The organism is Corynebacterium sp. HMSC055A01 (assembly GCF_001809405.1).
Classification (GTDB): domain Bacteria; phylum Actinomycetota; class Actinomycetes; order Mycobacteriales; family Mycobacteriaceae; genus Corynebacterium; species Corynebacterium hesseae.
This window is the reverse complement of record NZ_KV797587.1, coordinates 38,986-62,176: the sequence shown is the minus strand read 5'-3', so window position 1 is coordinate 62,176 and position 23,191 is coordinate 38,986. Positions and strand designations below refer to the sequence as shown.

Sequence of the window (23,191 nt, the reverse complement as noted above, 5' to 3'; positions counted from 1 at the left end):
GCGGACAAGTTCTCACTACAAGTTACCACCTTCGGAGCACACGCTTTGAAAGGAGATGTTTGGGAAGCACCGCCTTCTCGGGATTCAAAGAATATGTCGATTGCGTCGCAGCTAGCGCCAAATGCCCTTCGTATCGATGACGGTCTTGCCCTGGAGCTTGGTGGTGTCCAGAGCAACGAACTCCTTGTGGTTCACCAGCAAGAGAATCAGATCCGCTTCTGCGATGGCCGTATCCAAATCCTGCTGCGAAACATTCGGGATAGAGGCAAGAGAATCTGGCAATGCATTTACGTTCGGTTCGACTACTCGAATATCTAGCTGCGGGTTCTCTTCTCCGAGCTGCTTCACAATGTTTAGCGACGGAGACTCTCGCAGATCATCAATATCGTTCTTAAAAGCAATGCCCAGCGCGGCAACGACGGCGCCAGGCTTTCCGTCGAGCGCTTCCTTGACCTTCTTAATCACCCACTCAGGCTTGCCGTCGTTAACATCGCGCGCCATCTTGATAATTCGTGCCTCCTCAGGCACCGAAGAAACAATGAACCAAGGATCCACCGCAATGCAGTGCCCACCGACACCTGGGCCGGGCTGAAGAATGTTGACACGCGGGTGATGATTCGCAAGCTCAATAAGCTCCCAAACATCAATTCCGAGCCGGTCGCTGATCAACGAGAGCTCGTTTGCGAAAGCGATGTTGACGTCACGGAATGAGTTTTCCGTCAGCTTTGCCATCTCAGCAGTGGTCGCATTCGTCTGCAGCAGCTCAGCAGTACAGAAGGTTCCGTACAGGTCACAGGCCATCTGCGTGCCACGGGGCGTCAAACCACCAATGACACGATCATTGTTCTCCATCTCTTCCATGATCTGCCCCGGAAGAACGCGTTCAGGACAGTGAGCAACGAAAATTGCATTCTCATCATTCTCATCCAAAGAAAGGTCGGGCCTCAGCTCAATAATTTGCTTGGCCATGGCCTCCGTCGTTCCGGGAGGAGAGGTAGATTCCAGAACTACGAGGGCGCCGGGGCGCAGGTGCGGTGCCATGGCCTCGGCTGCAGCGTTGATGTACTTCGTGTCAACCTTGTAGTCCTCGCGGAAAGGAGTCGGCACACAGACAATGTAGGCATCCGCCTGAATCTGTTCGGCTTGCGCCCTCAAGTACCCCTCATCGACAACGCGCTTAAGCAATTCCTCAAAGCCGGGTTCAAAGAAGGGAACTTCGCCCCTATTAATTGACTCGACGAAAGTGGGGTTCACATCGACGCCAGTCACTTTGACACCCTTGGAAGCGATGAACGCCGCAGTGGGGAGTCCAATATAGCCAAGTCCAACCACACAAACTGAATCAAACTTGGTCATAGACTCTTTTCCGGTAGTCATTACGACCCTTTCTCACATCATGCATAGGTACAGGTTTCTTCCATACTAGGCATTTAGTGCTGACTCCGCCGCCATAGGCCCGGCGAAAATTTTCTGCCCTCGCATATCATCAATGGTTCTAGCTACCTCTACCCGAGAAACCTCCTCAGATATAGCAAGTATGCAGGCGATTTGTACCAGATCAATTCAACCCTATATAGTTAAATCTCGTTGCAGCGAGCAATACTTATTGCTCAGCGAGCCGCACATATTCCTCCATAGCTCAGTTGGCAGAGCATTCGACTGTTAATCGAAGGGTCACTGGTTCGAGCCCAGTTGGAGGAGCAAAACTCACCGCCTGTTCGCAGGCGGTTTTGCGTTTTGCAGTGAGTCTGCGGAGCCCTACTGTTCACGTTTTCGCAACCTCCGCGCAAAGTCCTTCTTCTACCGTGGTGTGGTCTCCTATCCACCGTTTCTCACGAAGGACTTTTCTCATGCGCATTCGTGCTCTCGCCGTCGCTACTGCTGTTGCTTGTGCAGTCACCCCGGTACCCGCGCTGGCGGCTGACGGCGCTACCTACTACTCCACCAAGCAGCACTATGAGCCGCAGGGCTCCGAGTATGCCTCGGCACCGGAGGGCTTCCGCCAGATTTATACGTCCACTGTGGACCGCCACGGCTCCCGCGGGCTGTCCGGATTCAAGTATGACGACTTGGCGCAGCAGATGCTCACCTATGCCCAGGAGCATGGTCAGCTCACCGCGTTGGGTGAGAAGCTCATCCCGCAGGTCGAGGCCATGATCACCGTAAACAAGGAACTGACCGGTGGCACCGGTCAAGAGCCCGGTTACGGCAACTTGACGGTAGTGGGCCGTGAGGAGCTGCAGGGAGTTGGCGAGCGCAATGCCCAGCGCAACGCCGCACTGTTGGCGGATATCGACAAGGAGAACCTCAAAATTAAATACATCTCCTCTGGGGAGGACCGGGCCAATGACTCAGGATGGAACTTCGGCCAGGCGTGGCTGGAAAAGGAGCCGGAGCTCGCAGACAACCTAGTAGACGGCATGGAGGACGGGCACGTCAGCATTGAGGCACGCACGGACCTTATGTATGCCCACAAGGACAAGAATGTGCCGTCCTACGAGAGGTACTCCGAGTGGAAGGACTCGGAAGTCCTAGAGGCCAAGGTGGATGAAGCCTACGCCAAGCCGGCCTCCCAGAACGCGTCGCGCAGCCTTTTGCGCAAGATATTTACCGAGGACTTCATCGCGGGCCTTGAGGATGGCTCAATCAGCTTTGCGAGCCGCGAGAAGGAGGAGAAGACGGTGGAGGGCATCGTGGATGCGGCGCTGCAGTTCTACAACCTCTACATCATTGCTCCGGCCCTGGCACACGAGGACAAGACGCCGGCCGAAGGCTGGATTTTTGACCAGTACATGGATGACGCTAGCGGCCCGACCTTTGCCTACCTGCTCGACGTGGAGGACTACTACGAGAAGGGACCGGCTATTGCGGGACAGACGGTGTCCTACGACAACTACGAGCCACTGCTGAAGCACATGATCCAAGGCGTCAAGGACCGCGCAGCAGGCGGCGACGTGGCCGCCGAATATCGCTTCGGGCACGCGGAGACCATCATCCCGCTTGCAGCCCTGCTCAAGCTTCCGGGCTCTGAAAAGGGCACGCCTGCCGGCGAGTTGTACTCCTGGGAAAACTCCGACTGGCGTGGAGACACGGTCGCCCCCATGGGCGCGAACATCCAGTGGGATGCCTTCCAGAACGAGCGTGGGGACACCCTGGTGCGCATGCTCTACAACGAGAAGGAGATCGCCTTCCACGACGGCTGCGAGCCCATCGAAGAGGGCTCGACCTTCTACACCCTGGACGAGTTGGAGGCTTGCCTGCCGCTGGGGGCAACTTCAGATCACTCCAAGGCGCGCCTTGAGCAGCCGAAGCACCAGCAGGCCTCCCACTCCAGCTCCCTGTCCTCTAGCGCTACCATCTGGGGCATCATCGCCAGCTTGATCGGTTCTATTGCTCTCGCCGCGGGCGCGGTAGTCACCTTTGAGCCGCAGATTCGGGCTCTGGCTAAGCAGCTCGGCATTCCCCTGCCCTTCTAGCCGGTCTAGGCAGCCGAGCCACGTGTTGTAACGGCCTAGCGCTTGGTCACGTGCACGTCCACGCCCCCGAAGAGGCTGAAGCAGTTCACCACAATTTCGGGGGCGCTGGAGGGAAGGTCGGCGGGGTCGATTGCGCCGCCTTCAATGTGGATGTCGTGCCCGCCGAAGAGGTTGAAGCCGTTCACGCGAACGCGAAACCCTTCGGGCACCCACACGTCTACCCCGCCGAACGCAGCCACAGCCTGGATGGTGGTGACGTTCTCTTTGAAGGTGGCACCGCGCAGGTCCACGTCGGTGCCGCCGAAGATACCTAGCGTGGTGTGGTGGGAGGCAATCGGGGTGCCGCGGACAGTGGTACCGCCGAAGAGACCGATAGAAAGGCCCTGCGCGCCGTGAACGGAAGGATTGACCTGTGCTAGTGAGCTCTGCACCGGTGTTGCTGCCTCCTCGCTGACTTCGGTGGGCTCCTGTGCGGCACGCAGAGCCGGTGCGGACGTACCGAAGAGAATCTTGTCAGGGTCTTCCACCAAGTCCGCAAGGAGGTCAACAAGTTCGCCGCGCGTGGTGGCCGCCGCGCAGGCGGCGGAGCGTTCGTCAAACTCTGCAATCTTAAGCTGCCCCACCGAAAGGGCATCTGCCAAGACCTGTGAGGCCGTCAGTCGCTGCGTATCCGTGCACTTAATATCCCGTGTTCCCATGTCCCGTATTCTACGCAGCGTGCTGGGGTTTTACCGGGGTTGTGGGCCCAGACCGAGCCCCAGACGAGCCGGGGATGTGCCTGAAACTGCTTAGGACTCCGCGGAAGGATCGAAGTCCGGCAGGCGCTCCCCTACTTCTAGAAGCTCAGCAATAGCTGCCACGGCGCGCTCGGCAGCCTTGCCATCACCGTAGGGGTTTACGGCGTTGGCCATGGAGTGGTACGCGGCGTCGTCATCAAGCAACAGCTTGGCTTCCGCCACGATGAGGCTGCGGTTGGTTCCTACAAGCTTCACAGTGCCGGCAACAACAGCTTCAGGGCGCTCAGTGTTCTGTCGCATGACTAGGACCGGCTTACCCAGAGCCGGCGCTTCCTCCTGGACCCCGCCGGAATCCGTCAGGATGATGGTTGCGCGGTCAAGAAGCTTGGTGAACCGGTCATAAGGAAGTGGATTCGTGATGACGACATTGGGCAATGACTCCACTTCCGGAAGCACAGCTTCACGAACCTTTGGGTTCAGGTGCAGTGGAAGGACAAAGTTAATGTCCGAGTAGCTTTCCGCAAGGTCCTTGACCGCCCCGCCAATCTCCTTCATCGCTTCAAGGTTTTCACGGCGGTGGGTGGTGACCACCACGAGGCGCTTGCCAGATTCGGCTGCTTCCTGCAGGGCGGGATCCTCAAATTCGGTATCCCAGCTGGCGGCCTCCAGCAGTGCATCAATGACGGTGTTGCCGGTGACCGCAATGTCCTTGGAGCGCACATTCTCACGGCGCAGGTTTTCCATCGAGCCTGCAGTCGGCGCGAGGTGCAGCTCTGCCACCTGGCCAATGAGCTTTCGGTTGGCTTCCTCCGGGAACGGAGAGTGAATGTCACCGGTACGCAGACCGGCTTCGAGGTGAACGATCTTCACGCCTCGGTGGAAACCAGCCAGTGCTGCGGCCATTGCGGTCGAGGTATCACCCTGGGAAATGATGACATCAGGCTGTTCGGCATCAATGATCTCATCCAAGCCCATCAGCGCACGGGAAACAATCTCATTGAGCCCCTGACCGGGCTTCATAAGGTGAAGATCCAGCTTTGGCTCAATGCCAAACATGGTATTAACCTGTTCCAGCATTTCCTTATGCTGGCCAGTGGAGACGGCAACAGATTCGAAACGCTCGTCCTTCTCCAGAGCCTTGATGACCGGTGCCACCTTGATGGCTTCAGGGCGGGTACCGTACACGGTCATAATCTTTGGCTTAGACATAGACTTCCTTTGTTGACTACTGGGAGAGAATCTCCATAAGAGTCTACAATGCCCTTGCTTCGCGCACATGGCCCGGAGGTATCGAGAAGATGAACGCTAGTCCTCGCTCACGGTGACTTCGCGCGGCTCTTCAAGGCAATTGGTGCGGGGCTCAGCCGCCGCCGCCACGCTGGCTGTTAGCAGCGCTGACATGGCCACGGCTGCCGATACCGCATGCGTACGCTTCGAAGTCTTCACAGGTATTAAGTTAACTGAAGCGATTGCATTATGGGAAGAGTTCCTGTCATATCTATTCGGTATCCCTGTTCGCTCCGCTGCCGGAAGGCCACCTGCCCCGGACTGGTTTGGCAGGTAGGCTATTCATGAGAATTGCACGTTGCCCGTACGTTGTACGCAAACGCCGGCTGTTGTGCTGGCTTGAAGTAAGGGGATGACTAGTTTCCAATGATCCAATTTGTTGTGGGTGCTGCCGCCGGATACGTCTTTGGAACCAAGGCGGGGCGCAAGCGCTATCACCAAATTAAGGGTGCCTACGAGAAGGCCGTCAACTCCCCCGCCACCAAGGCCGCGGTGCGCTCCGCCCGAAAGGCCGTGGCCAACCGTTTGGACCCGGAACCACGCATGCGTGAGCTTAAGGATTACAACAAGGGGCGCCGCGGCAAGCGTGGCGCCGCAGATGGAGTGCAGCCGGACCGGATTTACGAGCCGGACGAAGATTAACGCGCACGCTAGAACGCGTGCGCGGGGGTGCGGATTAGTGCCTAGTGCTAGCTAGCGCACGCCGCGGAAAGCGCGGTCGTTGAGCTCGCGGCGGGCTTGCTCGAGGGCGACGAGGTCCGCGAAGAGTGAGTTGTAGGATTCCTCGTCGTCGGAGGGGCGCATGCGGCCCAGCTGCGCCTTGAGTTGGGCTACCTGGTCGCCCACGCGGGCCTCTTGGAGGCGGGAGAGCACGGAATCGGCGTAGGCCTCAAGGTCGGTATCGGGGTTGCCGGTCTCCCCTAGCTTGATGGGTTCCACGGCGAGCTCAGAAACGAAGTTGCGGGCCATAAGGTCCGGCATCTCACCCGCCACGGCCGCTAGCCATTCCACGCCGGGTTGTTCAGCACCGGCGGTGACACCACCGAGGGTGGAGATGGCGCGGCGGATGGTGCGGTAGGCCTCGTTGGAGTAGGCATCCTCCGTAATGCCGTCGAAATAGCTGCCGGCGATCTGCGGGTACTGCAGGGCCAGCTTGAGGGCCTCACGCTGTGGCCACAGGTGTGGCTCGCGGGGGCCGGGGATGTGCATGACGGGGGCATTGGTCTGCGCGGGCACAGACGAAGTCTGCTCCAGTGAGGCAAAGCGCGGGCGCTGCTCCTTCTTCGGCTTGCGCGCCTCCTGGCGTACCTGCCGCAGCACCTCCTCCGGATCGGGCCAGCCCACCCAGCCGGCCAGGCGGCGGGCGTATTCGCGCTGCAGAGGTTGGTCGCGAATTTGGGCCACCACGGGCACCGCACGCCGCAGGGCTTGGAGGCGGCCCTCCGCGGTATCGATGCTGAAGTCTGAGATGACGGAGCGGATGACGAACTCGAACATGGGGATACGGTCCGCCACCAAATCACGCACCGCGGCATCACCGCGCGCGAGGCGCAGATCGCACGGGTCCATTCCATCGGGGGCCACGGAGACGAAGGACTGGCCGGTGAACTTCTGCTCGCCCTCGAAGGCGCGCATGGCGGCCTTCTGGCCGGCCTCGTCGCCGTCGAAGGTGTAGATGAGCTCGCCGTGGAAGTAGGAATCATCCAGCATGAGGCGGCGCAGCACCTGCAGGTGATCCGCGCCGAAGGCGGTACCACAGGAGGCCACGGCGGTCTTCACGCCCGCGGCATACATGGCCATGACGTCCGTATAGCCCTCCACCACCACGGCCTGGTGCTGCTCCGCAATGTTGCGCTTGGCCAAATCCAGGCCGAAGAGCACCTTGGACTTGTGATAGAGCATGGTTTCGGAGGTGTTCATGTACTTGCCCAGCTTGTCATCGTCGAAAAGCTTGCGTGCGCCGAAGCCGATCACGTTGCCGGATAGGTCCTTGATGGGCCACAGCAGACGCCGGTGGAAGCGGTCGATGGGACCGCGCTTGCCCATCTTGGAGATGCCGGCAGCGTCGAGCTCCTCAAAGGAAAAGCCCATACGCAGCAAGTGCTTAGTGGCTGTGTCCCAGCCCTCCGGGGCATAGCCGCATTCGAAGGCGTAGATGATTTCCTTGGAGAAGCCGCGGTCAAGGAGGAACTCACGAGCAGTCGCGGCCTGTGGGGTCTCCAGCTGCTGGCGGTAGAACTCGTGCGCGGCCTTGTTGGCGGCGATGAGGCGGCGGCGAGTGCCGGGCTTTTCATCGCGCGCACCGGTGGAGCCACCTTGGTAGTTGATGTGGTAGCCAATCTTCTGAGCCACGGCCTCAACGGCCTCTGGGAAGGAAACCTGCTCCATCTCCATGAGGAAGCTGAAGACGTCCCCGCCCTTGCCGGTGGAGAAGCAGTGATAATAGCCGCGCTGCGGGCGCACGTGGAAGGACGGAGTCTTCTCATCCTTGAAGGGGCTCAAGCCCTTCAGCGAGTCATAGCCAGCGGGTTTGAGCTGAACGTACTCGCCCACGATTTCATCAATAGGCGCGCGTTCACGGATAGCTTGGATATCGCTGTCCGGAATTCTGCCTCGTGCCATGCGTACAGACTACCCCGCCCGCCGGAGCTACAGGTACCCACGGCTGGGTGGATCAGTGGCGCCAAGTCCCACATCCCCAAACAACCTGCAGTGGGGATTGGGAAAAGGCCTGGTCTGGATTTCTGTTTCAGGCCTTATAGCTGCAATGATGGGGCCATGCCCCAATCCTCCCCCTCCAAAAAGTCGCTGCCGGCCCTCATCGGTGGCGCGGTCCTAGTCCTCGTCGCGGGCTACTTCGGTATTGACCTTGGTAGCTCCAGCGATGGTGCGGACCAGAAGGCAGCGCCGTCTTCTGCTGCTGGTGCGTCCGGTGACAGCAATGGGGCTAAGAGGGAAGGCGCAAAGCAGGGCGAGTCAGGCCTGCCCACCTGCGCCATGGATTCCCTGCCGGAGGAAGCCCACGAGACCGCCGAGGACATCCTGGCCGGCGGGCCCTATGACTATCCGGATAATGACAACGTGCGTTTCGGAAACTATGAGGGCGTGCTGCCGCAGCAGGCGAAGAACTACTACCGCGAATACACCGTGGAAACCCCGGGGATTGGGCACCGCGGGGCCAAGCGCATTGTTACCGGTGGCGGCAGTGAGACCGACCCGGATGTCTGGTACTACACCGATGACCACTACGAAAGCTTCTGCAGTATCCCGGACGCGGAGGACTAAGGCATGCAACGCATTCTCATTACTGAACCCATCCGCACGCGCGAGGACTTCTATGGCGCGCTCGGCCGCCTGCGCGGCTGCACCTCCGGCGCGCCGCGCAACCTTGATGCCCTGGCGGACTTCCTGCGCGAGCAGCAGATCGTGGCGATTATCGCCGCGGACTTCGACATGGTTGAAGAAGACCTGGCCCCCATCAGCATGGTGCTGAAGGACCAGGGTGTCGCGCTCGTGCGCTAGTAAGGTGCTGGCCCGGCGCGTGGTGCCCCGGCGGGTGGTGGCCCAGCCGGGGCCTTAGGCCTTAGAGGCCGAGGGCGCGCTTGATGGTGTCGCGCACCTCCGGGGCGAGGTAGTTCAGCAGGCCGGCGATAACCGCGGTGGCGCCTGCGGCACCGAAGAGGGCGCCGAGGATGGCGGGGAGGACGCTTCCGCGGCTCGAGCTGTTGCTCGAGTGGTCGCTCGAGCCGCTGGAGCCACTGTTGCTCGATCCGCTGGAGCCACTGTTGCTCGATCCGCTGCTGCCCTCGCTGCTGGAGTCGCTGTTGTCGTCCGCGCTGCCGGCGGTGACTTCCACGACGCGGGAGGCCAGGGCCTGGTTACCGGCGGAGTCGGTCACGGCGTAGGTGACGGAGTACACGCCCGGCTTGGCGGTATCGATGTTGCCCACCACCTTCACCTTGTCGGTGAGGTCGCCGTCCTTATTGTCCTTGGCGCTAACACCTTCGAGGAGGTTGGCCTTTTCACCCTTGGTGATGGTGAGCTTGTCGCTCGGGACTGTGAGCTCAGGGGCTTCGTTATCCTTCTCCTGCTGCTCCTGCGCGGTGAAGACGCCGAACTGGCGCACGATGCCGGGCTTGGTGTCCTCCTTGGAGGAGGCATCGGCGGAGGTGGCGTACCAGCCATAGGCCTGGCCGGCCTTGACGTCCTTGTAGGTGACGCTGGCGGGCCAGCCGGACTTGGCGGTGTCTTTGCCAATCTCCTTGCCGGTATCGGTCAGGGCGAGCATGGAGTTCGTCGCAAAGCTGGTCTTGCGGGTCTGAAACTGGATCGGAACACGGAACTCGTCCTCGTGACCGTTGTAGCGCTGGCGGTCGTCGTACTCGGTGGCATTGTGGTCGTCGAGAAGCGGCGAATACGTATCCACGACCATCTCCGAATTCTTCAGGTCAAACTGCAGGAGGCGCAGGTAGCTGGAGCCAAAGCGCAGGCCGGTGTCACCGTCGTAGTCGCCGATCTCCGTCAGGCCCAGCTCATCGGAGCCGACCTCGTAGAACTGGTAGTCCGCGAGAAGCTCCACCACGTGGTTGTTGGTGTGACCAACGTCCTTGCGGGTGACAATGGATACGCCGTGCTCGTGGCCGGCCAGAACCAGGGCCACGTTGGGGTTCTTTTCAATGACGTTCTCATAGACCATCACACCGTCGTGGGAGAAGTCCGAGCCGCGGCCATCCGGGGTGGCGGAAGGCTTGAGGTAGGCGTGGGTGAGCAGGATGGCGTTGCGGTCGGAGTACTGCTTGAGCACCTTATCCGCCCACGCGGCTTCCTCCTCAGTGACGTCAAACCCCAGGTGCAGGGCGATGAAGTCCATGCCGTTGGTGGAGAACAAGTCATAGTGGTTATCGTTATCGCCCTCAGCATAAGGGTGGTAGGAGGCATCCTGCTCAGCCCACTTACCCGTGCCCTGCTGTGCTTCGTAGCGCTCCGGTCCGAAGTACTCGTTGTAGAGGTTGTCGGCGCCGACGTCCGCGCCGCTTTGGTTGTCGTGGTTGCCGGGCAGCACGCCGTTGACCACGCCGGCGTCCTCCAGAATCTTCTGGGCGTTGGAGGCTACCTCGAATTCCTTCTTGGCATTGGGGAGGTCATTGTCCTTGCCAATCCAGTTCTCGATGATGTCGCCGGTGTGGGCGGAGTAGGCAATCTTGCGCTTCTCGGCGTTGTCCGCGATCCACTGGGTGGCGGCGGTGTAGCCGTCTTCCCACTTCTTGCGTTCCTCGGCGGTGGCCTTTTCTACCGCGCCTTCGGAGAGGTACTGGGTATCGGTGTGGTGGGCGATGGAAAAGTCATAGTCGCTGGTGTCGGCGAACTCTTCGTTGACGGGCTCGTTGAGGTCATCGGCAAAGACGTCATAGCCCACCAGCATGGTGTGGATGCTTCCGCCATCGACGAAGTCCTGGTTGACTTCCGCGCTGAGGCTAACTTCGGCGTCGGCTGCGCCGCGGGTTTCTGCCAGCTTCTCCCAGGTGTTGGTCTTGGTATTCCAGGCCATGAGGCGAACCGAGCGCTTGGGGTCCACGGTGCCGGACCAGGCGAGGTCGTGGGTCTTCTTCTCTGCGTCCTTGACCTTCAGATCAAAGCGCTGGAAGGGCATGTCCTCCGTGGAGCCGGTCTCCTGGGCGTCCTCGTTATCCGGGTTGAGGGCCTTGTCAAAGTCCTCGCCGTCTTCGTACTCGAAGTCCAGTGTCTCCGGGATTTCGGTGACGGTGCCCTGGAAGCCCTTCTCCGCTACCGCCACGTCTGCTTCGGTGAAGGTGGTCTCCACCTCCCCGCCGCTCGGGTTATCCGCGCGGGCGGAGATGGTCACGCCCTCGCCGCTCGGCTCGGAGTCGGTGCCGGCGGCGCCCGGGAGGTTGCCGGAGGTGAAATCGATGGCCTGGGAGATGGGGTTGCCAAAGACATCGCGGCCCTCGACCTGGATGGAGTGGTTTCCTTCCTTGAGGCCGGTGCCGATTTCCTGCCCGCGCTCAATTTCCTCGCCATCCAGTGTGTAGGTGAGCTCGCGGGAGATGAGGGCGGCGTCGTTGAACTGGACGTCGAAAGTCACCGGGCCCGTCAGGTGCTGACCGGCACTCGGGGTGGAGCCGGTGATTTCCGCCTTCTTGTCGGTGCTCAGGTTGGAGTCCTCATAGAGGGCGGAAATCTCCTCCTCCCCTAACGGATCGGAGAAGATGCGGGCTTCGCTCACGACGGCGTCGGAGTAGAACTGGGCGGCGTTATCCCGGCCGGAGTCCGCGCCGATCATCACGGCGGTGGAGTTGGACTTGGGCTTGGTCACCTCACCGTTGATCTCGGTGTTCTCAGCCACCTTGGCGCCGTTGACATAGAGCTCGCTCTTGGTGCCGTCGTAGACGCCCACCGCGTGGTACCACTGGCCCGGTTCCACTTGCTGCTGGGCCTTCTTGTAGCCATCGCTGCCGTTGACGGTGAAGGTGAGCTGGTCGCCGTAGATGACCATGGCCCAGCCGCCGGCTTCCTTATTGGCGCAGAGGCTCTTTTCGTTGCCGTCGAACTCCCCGTCGTAGCGGAAGACGCATTCGACGGTGAAGCCGTCCTTGATCTGGTCAAACTTGTCCCCGATGTCGAAGCCGACGGCATCCTTGCGGCCGTCGAAGTGGGCCACGGGGCGCTCAAGGACGCTGTCTTGCTCCACGGTGGGCGCGCCGATGTTCAGCGGTGCGGCATCGGATGCGGAGTTGCTGATGGTCCCGTTCTCCAAGGACAAGTCCAGGATGTCTGCCTTGGGCAGGTCCTGGGCGGAGGCGAATGCGGGAGCAACAAGGCTTGAGCCAACGAGGCTGATGGAGGCGATCAGCGCGGCTTTATGCAGTTTTTTCTGAGACTTCTTTTGAGACACAAAAATTCCTTGACAGATAGCAAAATGAAGAGACTTCCGCTTCTGAGGGCTCCACAGGAGCCGCACAGTTTACGGCCCGCCCGAGGCTAGGCCGCGCGTTTAACAACGAGTTGTCAGGTGCATGACGTCAAAGTAAACGGTGTTCAACTATCGAGTGACGGATATCTCCCGCTTCGCCCGGCCGTTGCGAACAGCACGGCCCTGCCCCGCCTTCTGCCCGTGGGCAGGGTGCGCAGGTGCGCTAGCTCCGCCCTAGCTCAAGAAGCCGAAGAGCTCGGCGCTGCGCTGCGCCAGGCGCTCCAGGCGCGACTCCGTCATGGAGGCGATCTGGTCGATGATGGCGCGGTCACGCTCAAGATCAGTGTCGGCCTGGTTCCACCACAGGGCGAAGGTGGCGTCCAGCGAGCCCGGCGCGCCGGCCACCAGGTAGTCGTAGACGCGGTAGATGCGCTCGCGCTGGCGGTCCTGGCGGGCCAGGTGGGCAGGCTCATCCATGACGTAAAGAACCGCGATGGTCTTGAGCAACGTTACTTCTGCCACCGCGCCCGGCGGGACGGCGAGGTCACCGTTCATGCGGCCAAGCGGTTCGTCGTTAGCCGCGAGCGTGGCGGAGACGGTGGCGCCCACATAGCGGCCGACGAGCTCCGAGGTCATCTTCTTCAGGTTGGCATAAGCCCGCAGGGAGTAGTCGAAGTTGCCGATGGCGTTGATGACATCCAGCTGGCGCAGGCGGTCGGCGGCCTCGAGGAGCTCGTCGGCAGTACCGCCGAAGGCCTTGGCGCCTTTGTCCGCGAGGTTGGCCAGCTCCACCAGGTCCCAGAGCACGCTCAAAGAGATGCGGCGGGAGATGATGCCGTCTTCGACGTCGTGGACGGAATAGGCGATGTCATCCGACCAGTCCATCACCTGGGCTTCCATGGACTTGCGCTTATCGCTATGCCCCTGGCGCAGCCACTCCAGAATGTCCACGTCCTCGTCATAGGCGCCGTATTTGCGGTTGGTGGTGCCATCCGGGTTGGTCTTGGTCCAGGGGTATTTGCATGCGGCATCCAGGGAGGCGCGGGTGAGGTTCAAGCCATAGCTGCGCGGGCCCGCCGGGGTATCCAGGACCACCTTGGGCTCCAGCTTGGCCAGGATGCGCAGGGTCTGGGCGTTGCCCTCGAAGCCGCCGAGGGCTACCTCGTTGAGCGCATTCTCGCCGTTGTGGCCGTAGGGCGGGTGGCCGATGTCGTGCGTCAGACCTGCCATGTCGCACAGGTCCGGGTCCAGCCCTAAGCCAGCACCGATGCTGCGGGCGATCTGGCTGACCTCCAAGGAGTGTGTCAGCCGGGTGCGCGGGGTATCGCCATCGCGAGGGCCCACCACCTGGGTCTTATCCGCCAGGCGGCGCAGCGCCGCGGAGTGCAGGACGCGGGCGCGGTCCCGGGAGAAGGCGCCGCGGTGTTCCTCTGATCTGAGCAGGGCCGAGCCTTTGGGGGACTCGGAGGCGAGGCGGGCGACGTCTTCTGCGCGGTAGGAATAGCTCACGGGTTTTAAGTTTAGGCGGAGTCCTGGCCTTCCTGGGTCTGCCTCGCGCCAATGACGCGGTGGCGCAGGGCCTGGTTGGGGCGAATAATGCGCTCGATGCGGTAGAAGGCCGCGCGCACGCCTTCGGTGCGTTCCTCCCCCAGCAGGGTGCGCAGGCCCAGGTAGGCTAGGCCGCCGGTCTCGTGGGCCAGGTATCGCCACCAGGGGATGGAGAAGCGCGGGGAAGGATAATAGGGCGTGCCCAGCACCGTTGCATCAATCCCCTCTTGGCGGGCGATGAGGAAGGTGCGCAGGCGGTGGAGCGGATCGGTGATGATGACGGCCTCGGTCACGCCCAGCTTCTCGCGCGCGGCAATCAGCTCGCTGCGGGTGTCCAGGCCTTCTTCGAGGGCGGTGACGTTGAGGGGATCGTCGTCAAGCATGCGCTTAGCCACCCCGGCTTCGGTGAACCTATCGCCGGGCAGCTTCCCGCCCACGGTGATGATGGGCAGGTCGTGCGCGGCGGCGTACTCGGCGGCGAAGCGCACGCGGCCGCGAAGGATGCGGGAGGGGCGCCCGTCATACTGTGCGGCGCCGAGGATAATAACGTACTTCACTGGATGACCACTTTAGCGCTGGGTGGGAAGGTATCGTGGTGCGCATGACTATTGCTGCTCGTTTTGGTCGCGCCGCCCTTGCCGCTGTGGTGTTGGGGTTGGCCACTGCTAGCCCCGCTATGGCTGCGGACTATGTTCTTGCCGCGCCCGAGGCGGCCACCATTAAGGACAAGGTGACGGATGAGGCGGGGGTGCTCTCGAGCTCGGAGAAGTCCGAGTTGGAGGACAAGATTGCCGCGCTGCAGCAGGAGAACCACGTGGTGATTTTCGTGGTCTTTGCCTCCTCGCTGCCGGAGGGCGCGGAAAGCTATGCGGGTGAGATTGTAAAGGCCAAGGGCCCGAATTCTGCGGCCTATGTGGTGGGCGTGGATGATTCCACCGTGGGCGTGCAGACGGGCAATGACTGGCCGCGTGGGCGCCTGGATGCGATGTATGACGCGGCCTACGCCAAGCTTGCCGACGGCCACCAGTACGGCCCCTCCGCGCTTGCGCTTGTCGACGCTGCCGCTTCCGGTTCTGCGGGGTCTTCTTCTGGCGCTTCTGCTGCTTCTGATTCCGATGGCTCCGGAGGACTGTGGCTGGCTGGCGGCGCGGGTGCGTTGGCTTTGGCGGGTGGCGGAATCGCCGTGGCCAACAGGCGCAAGACAAAGAAGGACTCGGCGGCCACTCTGGAGTCCGCGCGCCAGATTGAGCCGGGCAATACCGCGCAGCTCGACCGCCTGGATATGGCTACGTTGGAGAAGCTGGCGCAGGAGGAACTGGTCTCCACCGATGAGTCGATCCGCCGCGGCAAGGAGGAGCTCGACATCGCGGTGGCCGAGTTCGGTCCCGAGCGCACCCGCCCGTTCACGCGCGCGATGAACCACTCCACGCTAACACTGCAGAAGGCATTCCAGCTGCAGCAGAGGCTGCAGGATAACCTGCCGGAATCGACTTCGGAGCGCCGCCAGATGCTGGTGGAGATTATCTCCTCCTGCGGGCAGGCAGATGATGCGTTGGATGAGCAGGCGGCGGACTTTGCCAAGATGCGGGACTTGCTCATCAACGCCAGCTCCAAGCTGGATGAGCTGACCCAGCGCACCGTCGATCTGCGCGGGCGTCTGCCGCAGGCGCGCACGACATTGTCCTCCCTCAGTGCTTCTCATTCCGAGGAGGCGTTGTCCTCGATTGCGGATAACCCGGAGATGGCGGAGGTCTCGCTCGACGAGGCCGAGAAGCTGCTGTCACGCGGCCGCGAGCTGCAGTCCCAGCCCGCCGGGCAGCAGGGGCCGTTGGTGGGCTATATCCGCGATGCCGAGCATGCGCTGGAGGTCTCTGACCGTCTGCTCAGCGCCGTGGAGAACGCCGAGAACTCGATCACCGCGGCGCAGGATAACCTGCCGGCGCTCATCGATGAGGTCGAGGAAGAAATCGCCGAAGCCCAGCACCTTGAGCAACAAGGAAAGGCCCAGGGCTCTCCTGCCGATTGGTCCGCGCTGGAGTCACTGCTTGTCCAGGCGCGGGAGGCGCTCAGTGCGGCTCGCCAGCAGGGCAAGGCCGACCCGCTGGGGCAGTACACCGCGCTGACGGCGCTCGATAGCAAGCTGGATGAGCAGCTCGACACAGTCCGCGAAACCAACGCCACCCGCGAGCGCCAGATTGCGCTCTACCGCCAGCAGATTGCCGCGGCCGAGTCCGCCATCCAGGCGGCAGAAGACTTGCTGTCCTCGCGCGGCCGCGTGGTGGGCCCCGATGCACGCGTCGCGCTTGCCGATGCCACCCGCCTCTTCGCCCAAGCCCAGAACTCCGCCTCCAAGGACCTGCGCGCGGCGCTCAACTACTCCCGCGATGCTGCAGCGGCCGCGCAGACTTCGCTCAACCGCGCGAAGGAAGACCTGGAGGCTTATCGCCGCCGGGAGCAGCGCCGCCAGGCCACCGATGCCGCGGGCAACATCCTCACCGGCATGGTCATTGGCCAGATTCTCGGCGGCGGCAGCTCCCGTGGTGGCGGTTTCGGTGGCGGCTTCTCCGGTGGCGGCGGTTTCGGCGGCGGAGGCTTCTCGGGCGGCGGAGGCTTCTCGGGCGGCGGAGGCGGAGGCGGTTTCCGCGGCGGCTCCTTCTAGCCGCCCTCTCCCCTGCTCCGATTCCTCGCCTTCTCCCCTTTTCCGCCGGCGGCTCCCCCAGCCGCCTTCCTTCTTCTCCCCTGCCCCGCGCCTAGGCCGCTAAGCCCACGGCCCACACCCGGCATCTCATAACCGGGGCGGTCCCGCATGGCATCTCGCAAAAGGCGCCTTGCACAAGGCATCTGTCAGATACCTTCTGCCGGATGCCATTTGTGAGATACCGTCTGCCACATTTTTTTGTGCACACATCGGGCGACTGGACCCCGGCTCGGTAGCCGGTCAATCAGTTCCTCGGATACGGGGTGGTGCACATACACGGTAGGTGGAACACGGTCATGCGCATGGTTCTCGTCAAAAGGCTTCTCTCACAAGGTTGCAGTCAAACGGTTTACTTGGGGGCAAGTAAACCTTCTGCACCGAGCTAGATGGTTCGTTTGGGGGCAAACAAACCTTATGACTGCAACCATCTAACTAGAACCCTCTACTGGCATACCAAGCCGAGCAAGGATGCTAGAAGAGCTCCCCTTTTAATGAAATCACCCAAGTTTCCACGCCAGTTCTGGTTATATCGCGGAAGGTAGGTTAGGTGCGAAGGGGGCGGGTGGAGCCGTCGAGAAGCAGGCAACAGTAGCTGGTGAAGGCGGCGTCCGCGAGGGGGAGCTCGCCCACCGCAACCTCGAGGTCGCGGCCCCGCGGGGCGGTGCGGGCGACCTCGATGGCGTCTGCGAGAGCGAGGATGCGGCGCTCGCGGCGGAAGGGGTTCGTGCGCTCGAGCAAGTACTCGCGGCCCTGACAGACCGCACGCAGCTTTTTCACCGTGAAGCTGGTCTGCTCCGCCGAAAAGTCGGGCCCGCGCACAGTAAAGCTGCGGGCGCCCGGGATGTGTTCGAAGGCGATGGTGGCGCCCGTTCCGGGCAGCAGCAGGCCCGTCGGTCTCACGCGGGCGATGACCTCACCCGCGCCATCCGCCAACGCCCCGTCGTGCCACACCCAGCGCTGCATCAGAGCAGCACCACAATGACCGCGACGATGGTCAGCAGCACCAACGTCGCGATGATCGGGATAGCGGTGCTCTGCGTCCGCGCCTCCAGAATCACACGCGTAAACCAGCTCAGCGCCGCAATCTCCGAATGGTTGAGGTCATCGGAATCATCGCTTTTCTCGCCCTCAAACTCCAGGATGGCCTTACGTACACCCGAGTTCTTCGAGGAGAACTGCGCGATTTTCAGCCCGTCGTGGTCCTCAACAATCCAGTCGCCGCCGGCCTCGTTGATGAAGGCAAACGTGCGCCCATCCAGGGACGCCTCCAGGCGCTTATCGCGCTTGGGGTTGCCCGCCAGGCGGTAGACGCGGTCATCCTCCAGCGTCACCGACGCGCCCAAATCATCGAGACCCAGGCGCCAGTGCTCGCCTTCCACGTCCGCCGAGCGCTCCTGGAACATGCCCAGCGACGCCGGCCCCTCCCCCACGAGGAGCACCGGGTTCTTGCGGTCGCTGCGGTCCCAGCTGGTGTAATGCATTAGCAGCCGATCAGTCGAGCGGCCAGGTAAGCCTCAAGCTCATCAAGCTTGACGCGCTCCTGCTCCATGGAGTCACGCTCACGCACGGTGACCGCGTTGTCCTCCAAGGTGTCGAAGTCATAGGTCACGCAGAACGGCGTGCCGATTTCATCCTGGCGGCGGTAGCGGCGGCCGATGGCGCCGGAGGTATCGAACTCCACGTTCCAGTTCGCGCGCAGCTTATTCGCCAGCTCGCGAGCCGGGGTGGACAGCGCTTCCTTCTTCGACAGCGGCAGCACGGCCACCTTCACCGGCGCCAGGCGGCGGTCCAGGCGCAGCACCACGCGCTTGTCGGTGCCACCCTTGGCGTTGGGAGCCTCCTCCTCGTCATAAGCGTCAACGAGGAAGGCCATCATGGAGCGGCCCAAGCCGGCAGCCGGCTCGATGACGTACGGGGTCCAGCGCTCGCCGGACTCCTGGTCAAAGTAGGACAGGTCCTCGCCCGAGCCCTTGGTGTGGACGGAAAGGTCGTAGTCCGTGCGGTTAGCCACGCCCTCCAGCTCGCCCCACTTGGAGCCCTTGAAGCCGAAGGCATACTCGACGTCCACGGTGCGCTTGGAGTAGTGGGAGAGCTTCTCCTTCGGGTGCTCGTAGAGGCGCAGGTTCTCTTCCTTGATGCCCAGGTCGACGTACCAGTTGTAGCGGTCATCGATCCAGTACTGGTGCCACTCTTCGTCCTCGCCCGGCTTGACGAAGAACTCCATCTCCATCTGCTCGAACTCGCGGGTGCGGAAGATGAAGTTACCCGGGGTGATTTCGTTACGGAAGGACTTACCAATGTTCGCAATGCCGAACGGCGGCTTCATGCGGGCCGAGGTCATCACGTTCTTGAAGTTCACGAAGATGCCCTGCGCGGTTTCCGGGCGCAGGTAGTGCAAGCCCTGCTCATCGTCGACCGGGCCGAGGAAGGTCTTGAGCAGGCCGGAGAAGGCCTTCGGCTCAGTCCAGTCACCCGGCTGGCCGGTCTCCGGATCGTTAATGTCAGCGAGGCCGTTGGCCGGCTCGTGGCCGTGCTTTTCCTCGTAGGCCTCGATGAGGTGATCCGCGCGGTAGCGCTTACCGGTGTGCTTGGATTCCACCAGCGGGTCGGTGAAGACCTCGACGTGGCCGGAGGACACCCACACCTGGCGCGGCTGGATCACGGACGTATCGACGCCCACGACATCGTCGCGGGACTGCACCATGTGACGCCACCACTGGCGCTTAATGTTCTCCTTGAGCTCGACACCGAGCGGGCCGTAGTCCCACGCAGAGCGGGAACCGCCATAAATTTCACCTGCCTGGTAGACCAAGCCGCGGCGCTTACACAGGCTGACGACGGTATCAATGACGGATGCCATAGCTAATGGGACTCCTCTGGTAGGGGACAGTCTTTATACAGTGCGGCCTAGTCTAGCGCGCCCCCTGACACCGCGTGCCCTCACCCCGAAACTGTGGTGCATTTTATACACTTTTTCGCATTCTTCAGCTATAGTACCTATATCTCTCTTTTTAACTCTCCCCCAATAGATATGGTTGAAGGTGAATGGTGTGACCAACACCCAGAAAGAAGCTCTCTCGTTCGATCCCGCGGCAGCCGCCACCGTCATTAGCGCTTTAGATTCGCCATTGCGCATCGACATCATCCGGCGCCTAGCTGAGCGCGATCACTACGTCCACGAGCTCGTGGCCGCCACCGGCAAATCCCAACCGCTTATCAGCCAACACCTGCGGGTTTTGAAGCGCGCACACATCGTCGACAGCGAACGCCTCGGCCGCGAAGTCCGATACTTTTTGGCGGCTCCAAAGGTGCTGCCACTGCTTCGCGACGCCTCACTGGCCACCTCTTAATGGAAGTGTGTTGATAAACTTTAGACCCATGGCCATTCACGACAGTATTCCCAAGCTCGGCGCTCGCAATACCCGCCAGCGCACCGCCGTCGTCGAAGTCCTGCGTAGTCTCGACAAGTTCGCCTCTGCCAAGGACATACACCAGGCGCTTATCGACGGCAACCAGAAAGTCGGCCTCACCACCGTCTATCGCACGCTCCAATCACTTTCGGAGATTGAAGCCGTCGATGCACTCCACATGCCTTCCGGCGAGACCCTCTACCGGCACTGCGAAAGCAATGCGCACCACCACCACTTGGTATGCACCAAGTGCGGCCGCACCGAGGAAATCGACGGCGGCCCCATCGAAGAGTGGGCCTCCTCGGTAGCCAAGGAGCACGACTTCGAGCTCACCGGGCACGATGCCGAAATCTTCGGCATCTGTGCCAACTGCTCCGCGGCGTCTTAGATTGCGGGCTACTTGACGCCGCCGAAGCGGCGGTCGCGCCGCGCGTACTCCTCCACCGCGGCGAACAAGTCATCCGGAGTGAAATCCGGGAAGAGCTTGTCCTGGTAAATCATCTCTGCGTAGGCCGACTGCCACAGCAGGAAATTCGAGGTGCGCTTCTCACCGGAGGGGCGCAAGAACAGATCCACGTCCGGCATATCGGGGTCATACATCACCGAGCTCACCGTCTTCTCATTGATGGAGCGCGGATCGAGCTCGCCGCGGGAGACTTGCTCGGCGAGATTCCGGATGCCGTCGACAAGCTCGGCGCGCCCACCGTAATTCACGCACATCACCAGGGTCATCTTGGTGTTGTCCTTGGTGAGCTCCTCGGCGGCCTCGAGCTCCTTAATAACGGAGCGCCACAGGCGGGGGCGGCGGCCGGCCCACACCACGCGCACTCCCCTATCGTTGAGCCAATGGCGCTGACGGCGCAGGACGTCGCGGTTAAAGCCCATAAGGAAGCGGACTTCCTCCGCGCTGCGGCGCCAGTTCTCGGTGGAGAAGGCGTAGGCGGAAAGGTAGGGAACGCCGAGGGCGAGGCAGGCATCGACGACGTCGAGAAGCACTGCTTCCCCGCGGCGATGGCCTTCGGTGCGCTTCATGCCGCGCTCCTCTGCCCAGCGGCCGTTGCCGTCCATGACCAGCGCGATGTGGCGCGGCAGGAACTCCTGCGGGATAGCGGGCGGATGAAGGACTCGGTTCGGGTCAGGCGTAATCACGCATTACAGTCTACTGTTCCATGATCCCCAGCGCGCCAACGGAGCGCTCGAGGTGCCATTGCAAGTGCGCGCGGGTGAGGCGATGGGCTTCTTGGGCTTGGGTGTTCGTCGGCTGGCTGGGGTGGCCGTGGGCGATAAGCCACATGTGGTGCAGGGTTTCCGGGTCCACCTCGGCGGCCCCGGGCGGGCGGCATTGGTGGCAGGCAGCACCCCCGACGGCTGGGTGGAAGGCGTGGTGAGGGCCGGGCCTTTGGCACTGGGCGCAATCGAAAAGGCTGGGTGCCCAGCCGGCGTGGGCCATGGCTTGGAGGAGGAAGGCGTCGAGAAGCATGAGCGGATCGCCGTGCTGAAGGTTGTCGAGGACGTCGACGCAGGCATTGTAGAGATAGGGGTCCCCGGGGGCATCGGCGGCGGCGAGGCGCTCGGCGGATTCGAGGGCAGCACACGCGGCGGTATAGCGCTCGTAGTCCTCGATGATGCGCGCACCGAAGTAGTCCACGGTATCGGCCTGGGAAATGGTGTAGAGGTTTCGGCCCGGGTAGAGCTGCACGTCGAGGTTGACGAAGAGCTGCAGGCGCGAGCCGAAGCGCGATTTGGCGCGGCGAACGCCCTTGGCCACCCCGCGCACGAGGCCGTGGTGGCGGGTCAAGAGCACGATGATGCGATCCGCCTCGCCGAAATCATAGGAGCGGATTACGAGGGCGCGGTCGCGGAAACTCTCCCGCATGTAGAAGCTCCCCCGCTTCTAGAAGCCCAGGCGGCCCAGCGCCTTCGGGTCCGACTGCCAGTTCTTGAGCACCTTAATGCGCAGGTCAAGGTAGACGTTCTGGCCGAGCAGCTGGATGATTTCCTTGCGGGCGGTGCCCACGATACGGCGGAAGCGGCGACCGTCCTTGCCCTCGATGATGCGCTTCTGGCCCGGGCGCTCCAGGTAGAGGATGGCGTGGACGTTGAGGACGTCGGGGCGTTCCTGGCTGGGCAGGATCTCATCGACCTCGACGGCGACGGAGTGCGGGAGCTCGTACTTCAGGCCGGACAGCGCAGACTCGCGGATAAGCTCAGCGATGCGCTTGGCCTGATCCTCGTCGGTGATGTGGTCATCGGGATAGAACTTAGGCCCCTCGGGGAGGTGGTCCACGATGACCTGGGTCAGCTCATCCAGCTGCACGCGCTCCGTGGCGGAGACGGGGATGACCACGGCGTCTGGGTTCTCCTCGGAGAGGAGCTCGTGAAGAGCTACGAGCTGGGCGCCGACTTGGTCCTTGGAGGCTTTGTCCAGCTTGGTGACGATGCCGATGATGGGGGTCTTCGGGGCGACCTTACGCACGTTCTCCAGAATCCAGCGATCGCCGGGGCCGAGCTTCTCATCGGCAGGGATGGTCAGGCCGATGACGTCGACGTCTGCGTAGGTGTCCTTGACCACCTCGTTGAGGCGCTCGCCGAGCAAGGTGCGCGGGCGGTGCAGGCCGGGTGTGTCGACGAGGACGATTTGCGCATCCTCGCGGTGTACGAGGCCGCGGATGGGGTGGCGGGTGGTTTCCGGCTGGTCGGCGGTGATGGCGATCTTCTGCCCCACCAGGGCGTTGGTCAGGGTGGACTTGCCGGTGTTGGGGCGGCCGACGAAGGACACGAAGCCGGAGCGGAAGCCCTCGGGCGTGTCGGTGTATTGCGAATAGTCAGCGGCGTTGGCTTCGCCCTCAGCCGGCAGGTCCGCGAAGGCGGCATCGAAATCAGTGCTCATATCGCCTCATATCATAACGCACGAGCTGCCGAGTCCCGTTCTTGTTGTATGGCCCTGCTCTGGCTCTCGACGTGCGGCCCATAGAGCTTCCTGCCGATGCGCTTAAGAATGGTCCTTTCAGTTTGGTCCTTCTACTCTGGTCCCTTCTCTGTGCAAAGGGACCATCTGGTGGTGGTTTTCGCGTACTGAAAGGTCCCTTTACCCTTAGTGTGCG

Annotated in this window: 21 protein-coding genes and 1 tRNA gene; 8 read left to right on the top strand and 14 right to left on the bottom strand. The window is 62.1% G+C overall.

The window, feature by feature from the left end; translation table 11 throughout:
* Window positions 1-111 precede the first annotated feature (111 nt).
* Complete coding sequence (wecC, locus tag HMPREF2604_RS08270; RefSeq protein WP_305764409.1) at window positions 112-1,377, bottom strand: UDP-N-acetyl-D-mannosamine dehydrogenase; 1,266 nt, start codon at window positions 1,375-1,377, stop codon at window positions 112-114.
* Window positions 1,378-1,628: 251 nt separating this feature from the next.
* Between wecC and HMPREF2604_RS08265 the strand changes: the two genes are divergently transcribed.
* Window positions 1,629-1,701 (top strand) — tRNA-Asn (locus HMPREF2604_RS08265).
* 149 nt (window positions 1,702-1,850) lie between these two features.
* Complete coding sequence (locus tag HMPREF2604_RS08260; protein WP_070564806.1) at window positions 1,851-3,476, top strand: histidine-type phosphatase; 1,626 nt, start codon at window positions 1,851-1,853, stop codon at window positions 3,474-3,476.
* Between the two features lie 35 nt (window positions 3,477-3,511).
* On the opposite strand, the gene HMPREF2604_RS08255 is transcribed toward HMPREF2604_RS08260, so the two are convergent.
* The 3 genes from HMPREF2604_RS08255 to HMPREF2604_RS14115 form a co-directional block, all read right to left on the bottom strand.
* Complete coding sequence (locus HMPREF2604_RS08255; RefSeq protein ID WP_070564804.1) at window positions 3,512-4,174, bottom strand: DUF1707 SHOCT-like domain-containing protein; 663 nt, start codon at window positions 4,172-4,174, stop codon at window positions 3,512-3,514.
* 90 nt (window positions 4,175-4,264) lie between these two features.
* Window positions 4,265-5,422, bottom strand: a complete 1,158-nt coding sequence (wecB, locus tag HMPREF2604_RS08250; protein WP_070564801.1) for a non-hydrolyzing UDP-N-acetylglucosamine 2-epimerase — start codon at window positions 5,420-5,422, stop codon at window positions 4,265-4,267.
* A gap of 96 nt (window positions 5,423-5,518) precedes the next feature.
* Window positions 5,519-5,659: a hypothetical protein gene (locus tag HMPREF2604_RS14115; protein WP_168162998.1), complete on the bottom strand. Its 141-nt coding sequence runs from the start codon at window positions 5,657-5,659 to the stop codon at window positions 5,519-5,521.
* Between the two features lie 207 nt (window positions 5,660-5,866).
* Here HMPREF2604_RS14115 and HMPREF2604_RS08245 point away from each other — a divergent pair, with 207 nt between their 5' ends.
* Window positions 5,867-6,142 (top strand): hypothetical protein, encoded by a 276-nt coding sequence (locus tag HMPREF2604_RS08245; protein ID WP_070446667.1) that lies wholly within the window; start codon window positions 5,867-5,869, stop codon window positions 6,140-6,142.
* Between the two features lie 51 nt (window positions 6,143-6,193).
* On the opposite strand, the gene dnaG is transcribed toward HMPREF2604_RS08245, so the two are convergent.
* Window positions 6,194-8,122: a DNA primase gene (dnaG, locus tag HMPREF2604_RS08240; RefSeq protein WP_070564798.1), complete on the bottom strand. Its 1,929-nt coding sequence runs from the start codon at window positions 8,120-8,122 to the stop codon at window positions 6,194-6,196.
* Window positions 8,123-8,278: 156 nt separating this feature from the next.
* Here dnaG and HMPREF2604_RS08235 point away from each other — a divergent pair, with 156 nt between their 5' ends.
* Entirely contained in the window at window positions 8,279-8,785 is a 507-nt protein-coding gene (locus tag HMPREF2604_RS08235) for a guanyl-specific ribonuclease (RefSeq protein WP_070564795.1), read from the top strand.
* A 3-nt stretch (window positions 8,786-8,788) separates the two neighbouring features.
* Window positions 8,789-9,022, top strand: a complete 234-nt coding sequence (locus HMPREF2604_RS08230) for a barstar family protein (protein WP_070564793.1) — start codon at window positions 8,789-8,791, stop codon at window positions 9,020-9,022.
* Between the two features lie 61 nt (window positions 9,023-9,083).
* Here the strand turns inward: HMPREF2604_RS08230 and HMPREF2604_RS08225 are convergent, their stop codons facing one another.
* The 3 genes from HMPREF2604_RS08225 to HMPREF2604_RS08215 all read right to left on the bottom strand — a co-directional run bounded on the left by HMPREF2604_RS08225 (window position 9,084) and on the right by HMPREF2604_RS08215 (window position 14,536).
* Window positions 9,084-12,413 carry a LamG-like jellyroll fold domain-containing protein gene (locus tag HMPREF2604_RS08225; protein WP_070564790.1) on the bottom strand — a complete coding sequence of 1,110 codons (3,330 nt, stop codon included), beginning with the start codon at window positions 12,411-12,413 and terminating at the stop codon, window positions 9,084-9,086.
* A 252-nt stretch (window positions 12,414-12,665) separates the two neighbouring features.
* A complete protein-coding gene (locus HMPREF2604_RS08220; RefSeq protein WP_070564787.1) occupies window positions 12,666-13,940 on the bottom strand; it encodes a deoxyguanosinetriphosphate triphosphohydrolase in 1,275 nt (424 codons plus the stop codon).
* Between the two features lie 11 nt (window positions 13,941-13,951).
* Window positions 13,952-14,536 carry a YdcF family protein gene (locus HMPREF2604_RS08215; protein WP_070564785.1) on the bottom strand — a complete coding sequence of 195 codons (585 nt, stop codon included), beginning with the start codon at window positions 14,534-14,536 and terminating at the stop codon, window positions 13,952-13,954.
* Between the two features lie 44 nt (window positions 14,537-14,580).
* Here HMPREF2604_RS08215 and HMPREF2604_RS08210 point away from each other — a divergent pair, with 44 nt between their 5' ends.
* Window positions 14,581-16,638: a TPM domain-containing protein gene (locus HMPREF2604_RS08210; RefSeq protein ID WP_070564782.1), complete on the top strand. Its 2,058-nt coding sequence runs from the start codon at window positions 14,581-14,583 to the stop codon at window positions 16,636-16,638.
* Between the two features lie 582 nt (window positions 16,639-17,220).
* On the opposite strand, the gene HMPREF2604_RS08205 is transcribed toward HMPREF2604_RS08210, so the two are convergent.
* From HMPREF2604_RS08205 to HMPREF2604_RS08195, 3 genes are read right to left on the bottom strand one after another with little or no spacing between them, the layout of a single operon-like run.
* On the bottom strand, window positions 17,221-17,640 hold the full coding sequence (locus HMPREF2604_RS08205; RefSeq protein ID WP_070564779.1) for a hypothetical protein: 420 nt from the start codon (window positions 17,638-17,640) through the stop codon (window positions 17,221-17,223).
* Window positions 17,640-18,158 (bottom strand): hypothetical protein, encoded by a 519-nt coding sequence (locus tag HMPREF2604_RS08200; protein ID WP_070564776.1) that lies wholly within the window; start codon window positions 18,156-18,158, stop codon window positions 17,640-17,642. The genes HMPREF2604_RS08205 and HMPREF2604_RS08200 overlap by 1 nt, the downstream gene beginning before the upstream one ends.
* Window positions 18,158-19,537, bottom strand: a complete 1,380-nt coding sequence (locus HMPREF2604_RS08195) for a glycine--tRNA ligase (protein WP_070530241.1) — start codon at window positions 19,535-19,537, stop codon at window positions 18,158-18,160. The genes HMPREF2604_RS08200 and HMPREF2604_RS08195 overlap by 1 nt, the downstream gene beginning before the upstream one ends.
* 190 nt (window positions 19,538-19,727) lie before the next feature.
* Between HMPREF2604_RS08195 and HMPREF2604_RS08190 the strand changes: the two genes are divergently transcribed.
* Entirely contained in the window at window positions 19,728-20,027 is a 300-nt protein-coding gene (locus tag HMPREF2604_RS08190) for an ArsR/SmtB family transcription factor (RefSeq protein ID WP_070564773.1), read from the top strand.
* A gap of 28 nt (window positions 20,028-20,055) precedes the next feature.
* Window positions 20,056-20,475 (top strand): Fur family transcriptional regulator, encoded by a 420-nt coding sequence (locus tag HMPREF2604_RS08185; protein WP_070530236.1) that lies wholly within the window; start codon window positions 20,056-20,058, stop codon window positions 20,473-20,475.
* An 8-nt stretch (window positions 20,476-20,483) separates the two neighbouring features.
* Here HMPREF2604_RS08185 and HMPREF2604_RS08180 read toward each other — a convergent pair whose 3' ends face one another.
* From HMPREF2604_RS08180 to era, 3 genes are read right to left on the bottom strand one after another with little or no spacing between them, the layout of a single operon-like run.
* Entirely contained in the window at window positions 20,484-21,236 is a 753-nt protein-coding gene (locus HMPREF2604_RS08180) for an isoprenyl transferase (protein WP_070564770.1), read from the bottom strand.
* Between the two features lie 10 nt (window positions 21,237-21,246).
* Complete coding sequence (recO, locus tag HMPREF2604_RS08175) at window positions 21,247-21,963, bottom strand: DNA repair protein RecO (protein ID WP_070564767.1); 717 nt, start codon at window positions 21,961-21,963, stop codon at window positions 21,247-21,249.
* An 18-nt stretch (window positions 21,964-21,981) separates the two neighbouring features.
* Window positions 21,982-22,977, bottom strand: coding sequence for a GTPase Era (era, locus tag HMPREF2604_RS08170; protein WP_070564764.1), 996 nt, complete (start codon window positions 22,975-22,977; stop codon window positions 21,982-21,984).
* Between the last annotated feature and the right edge of the window lie 214 nt (window positions 22,978-23,191).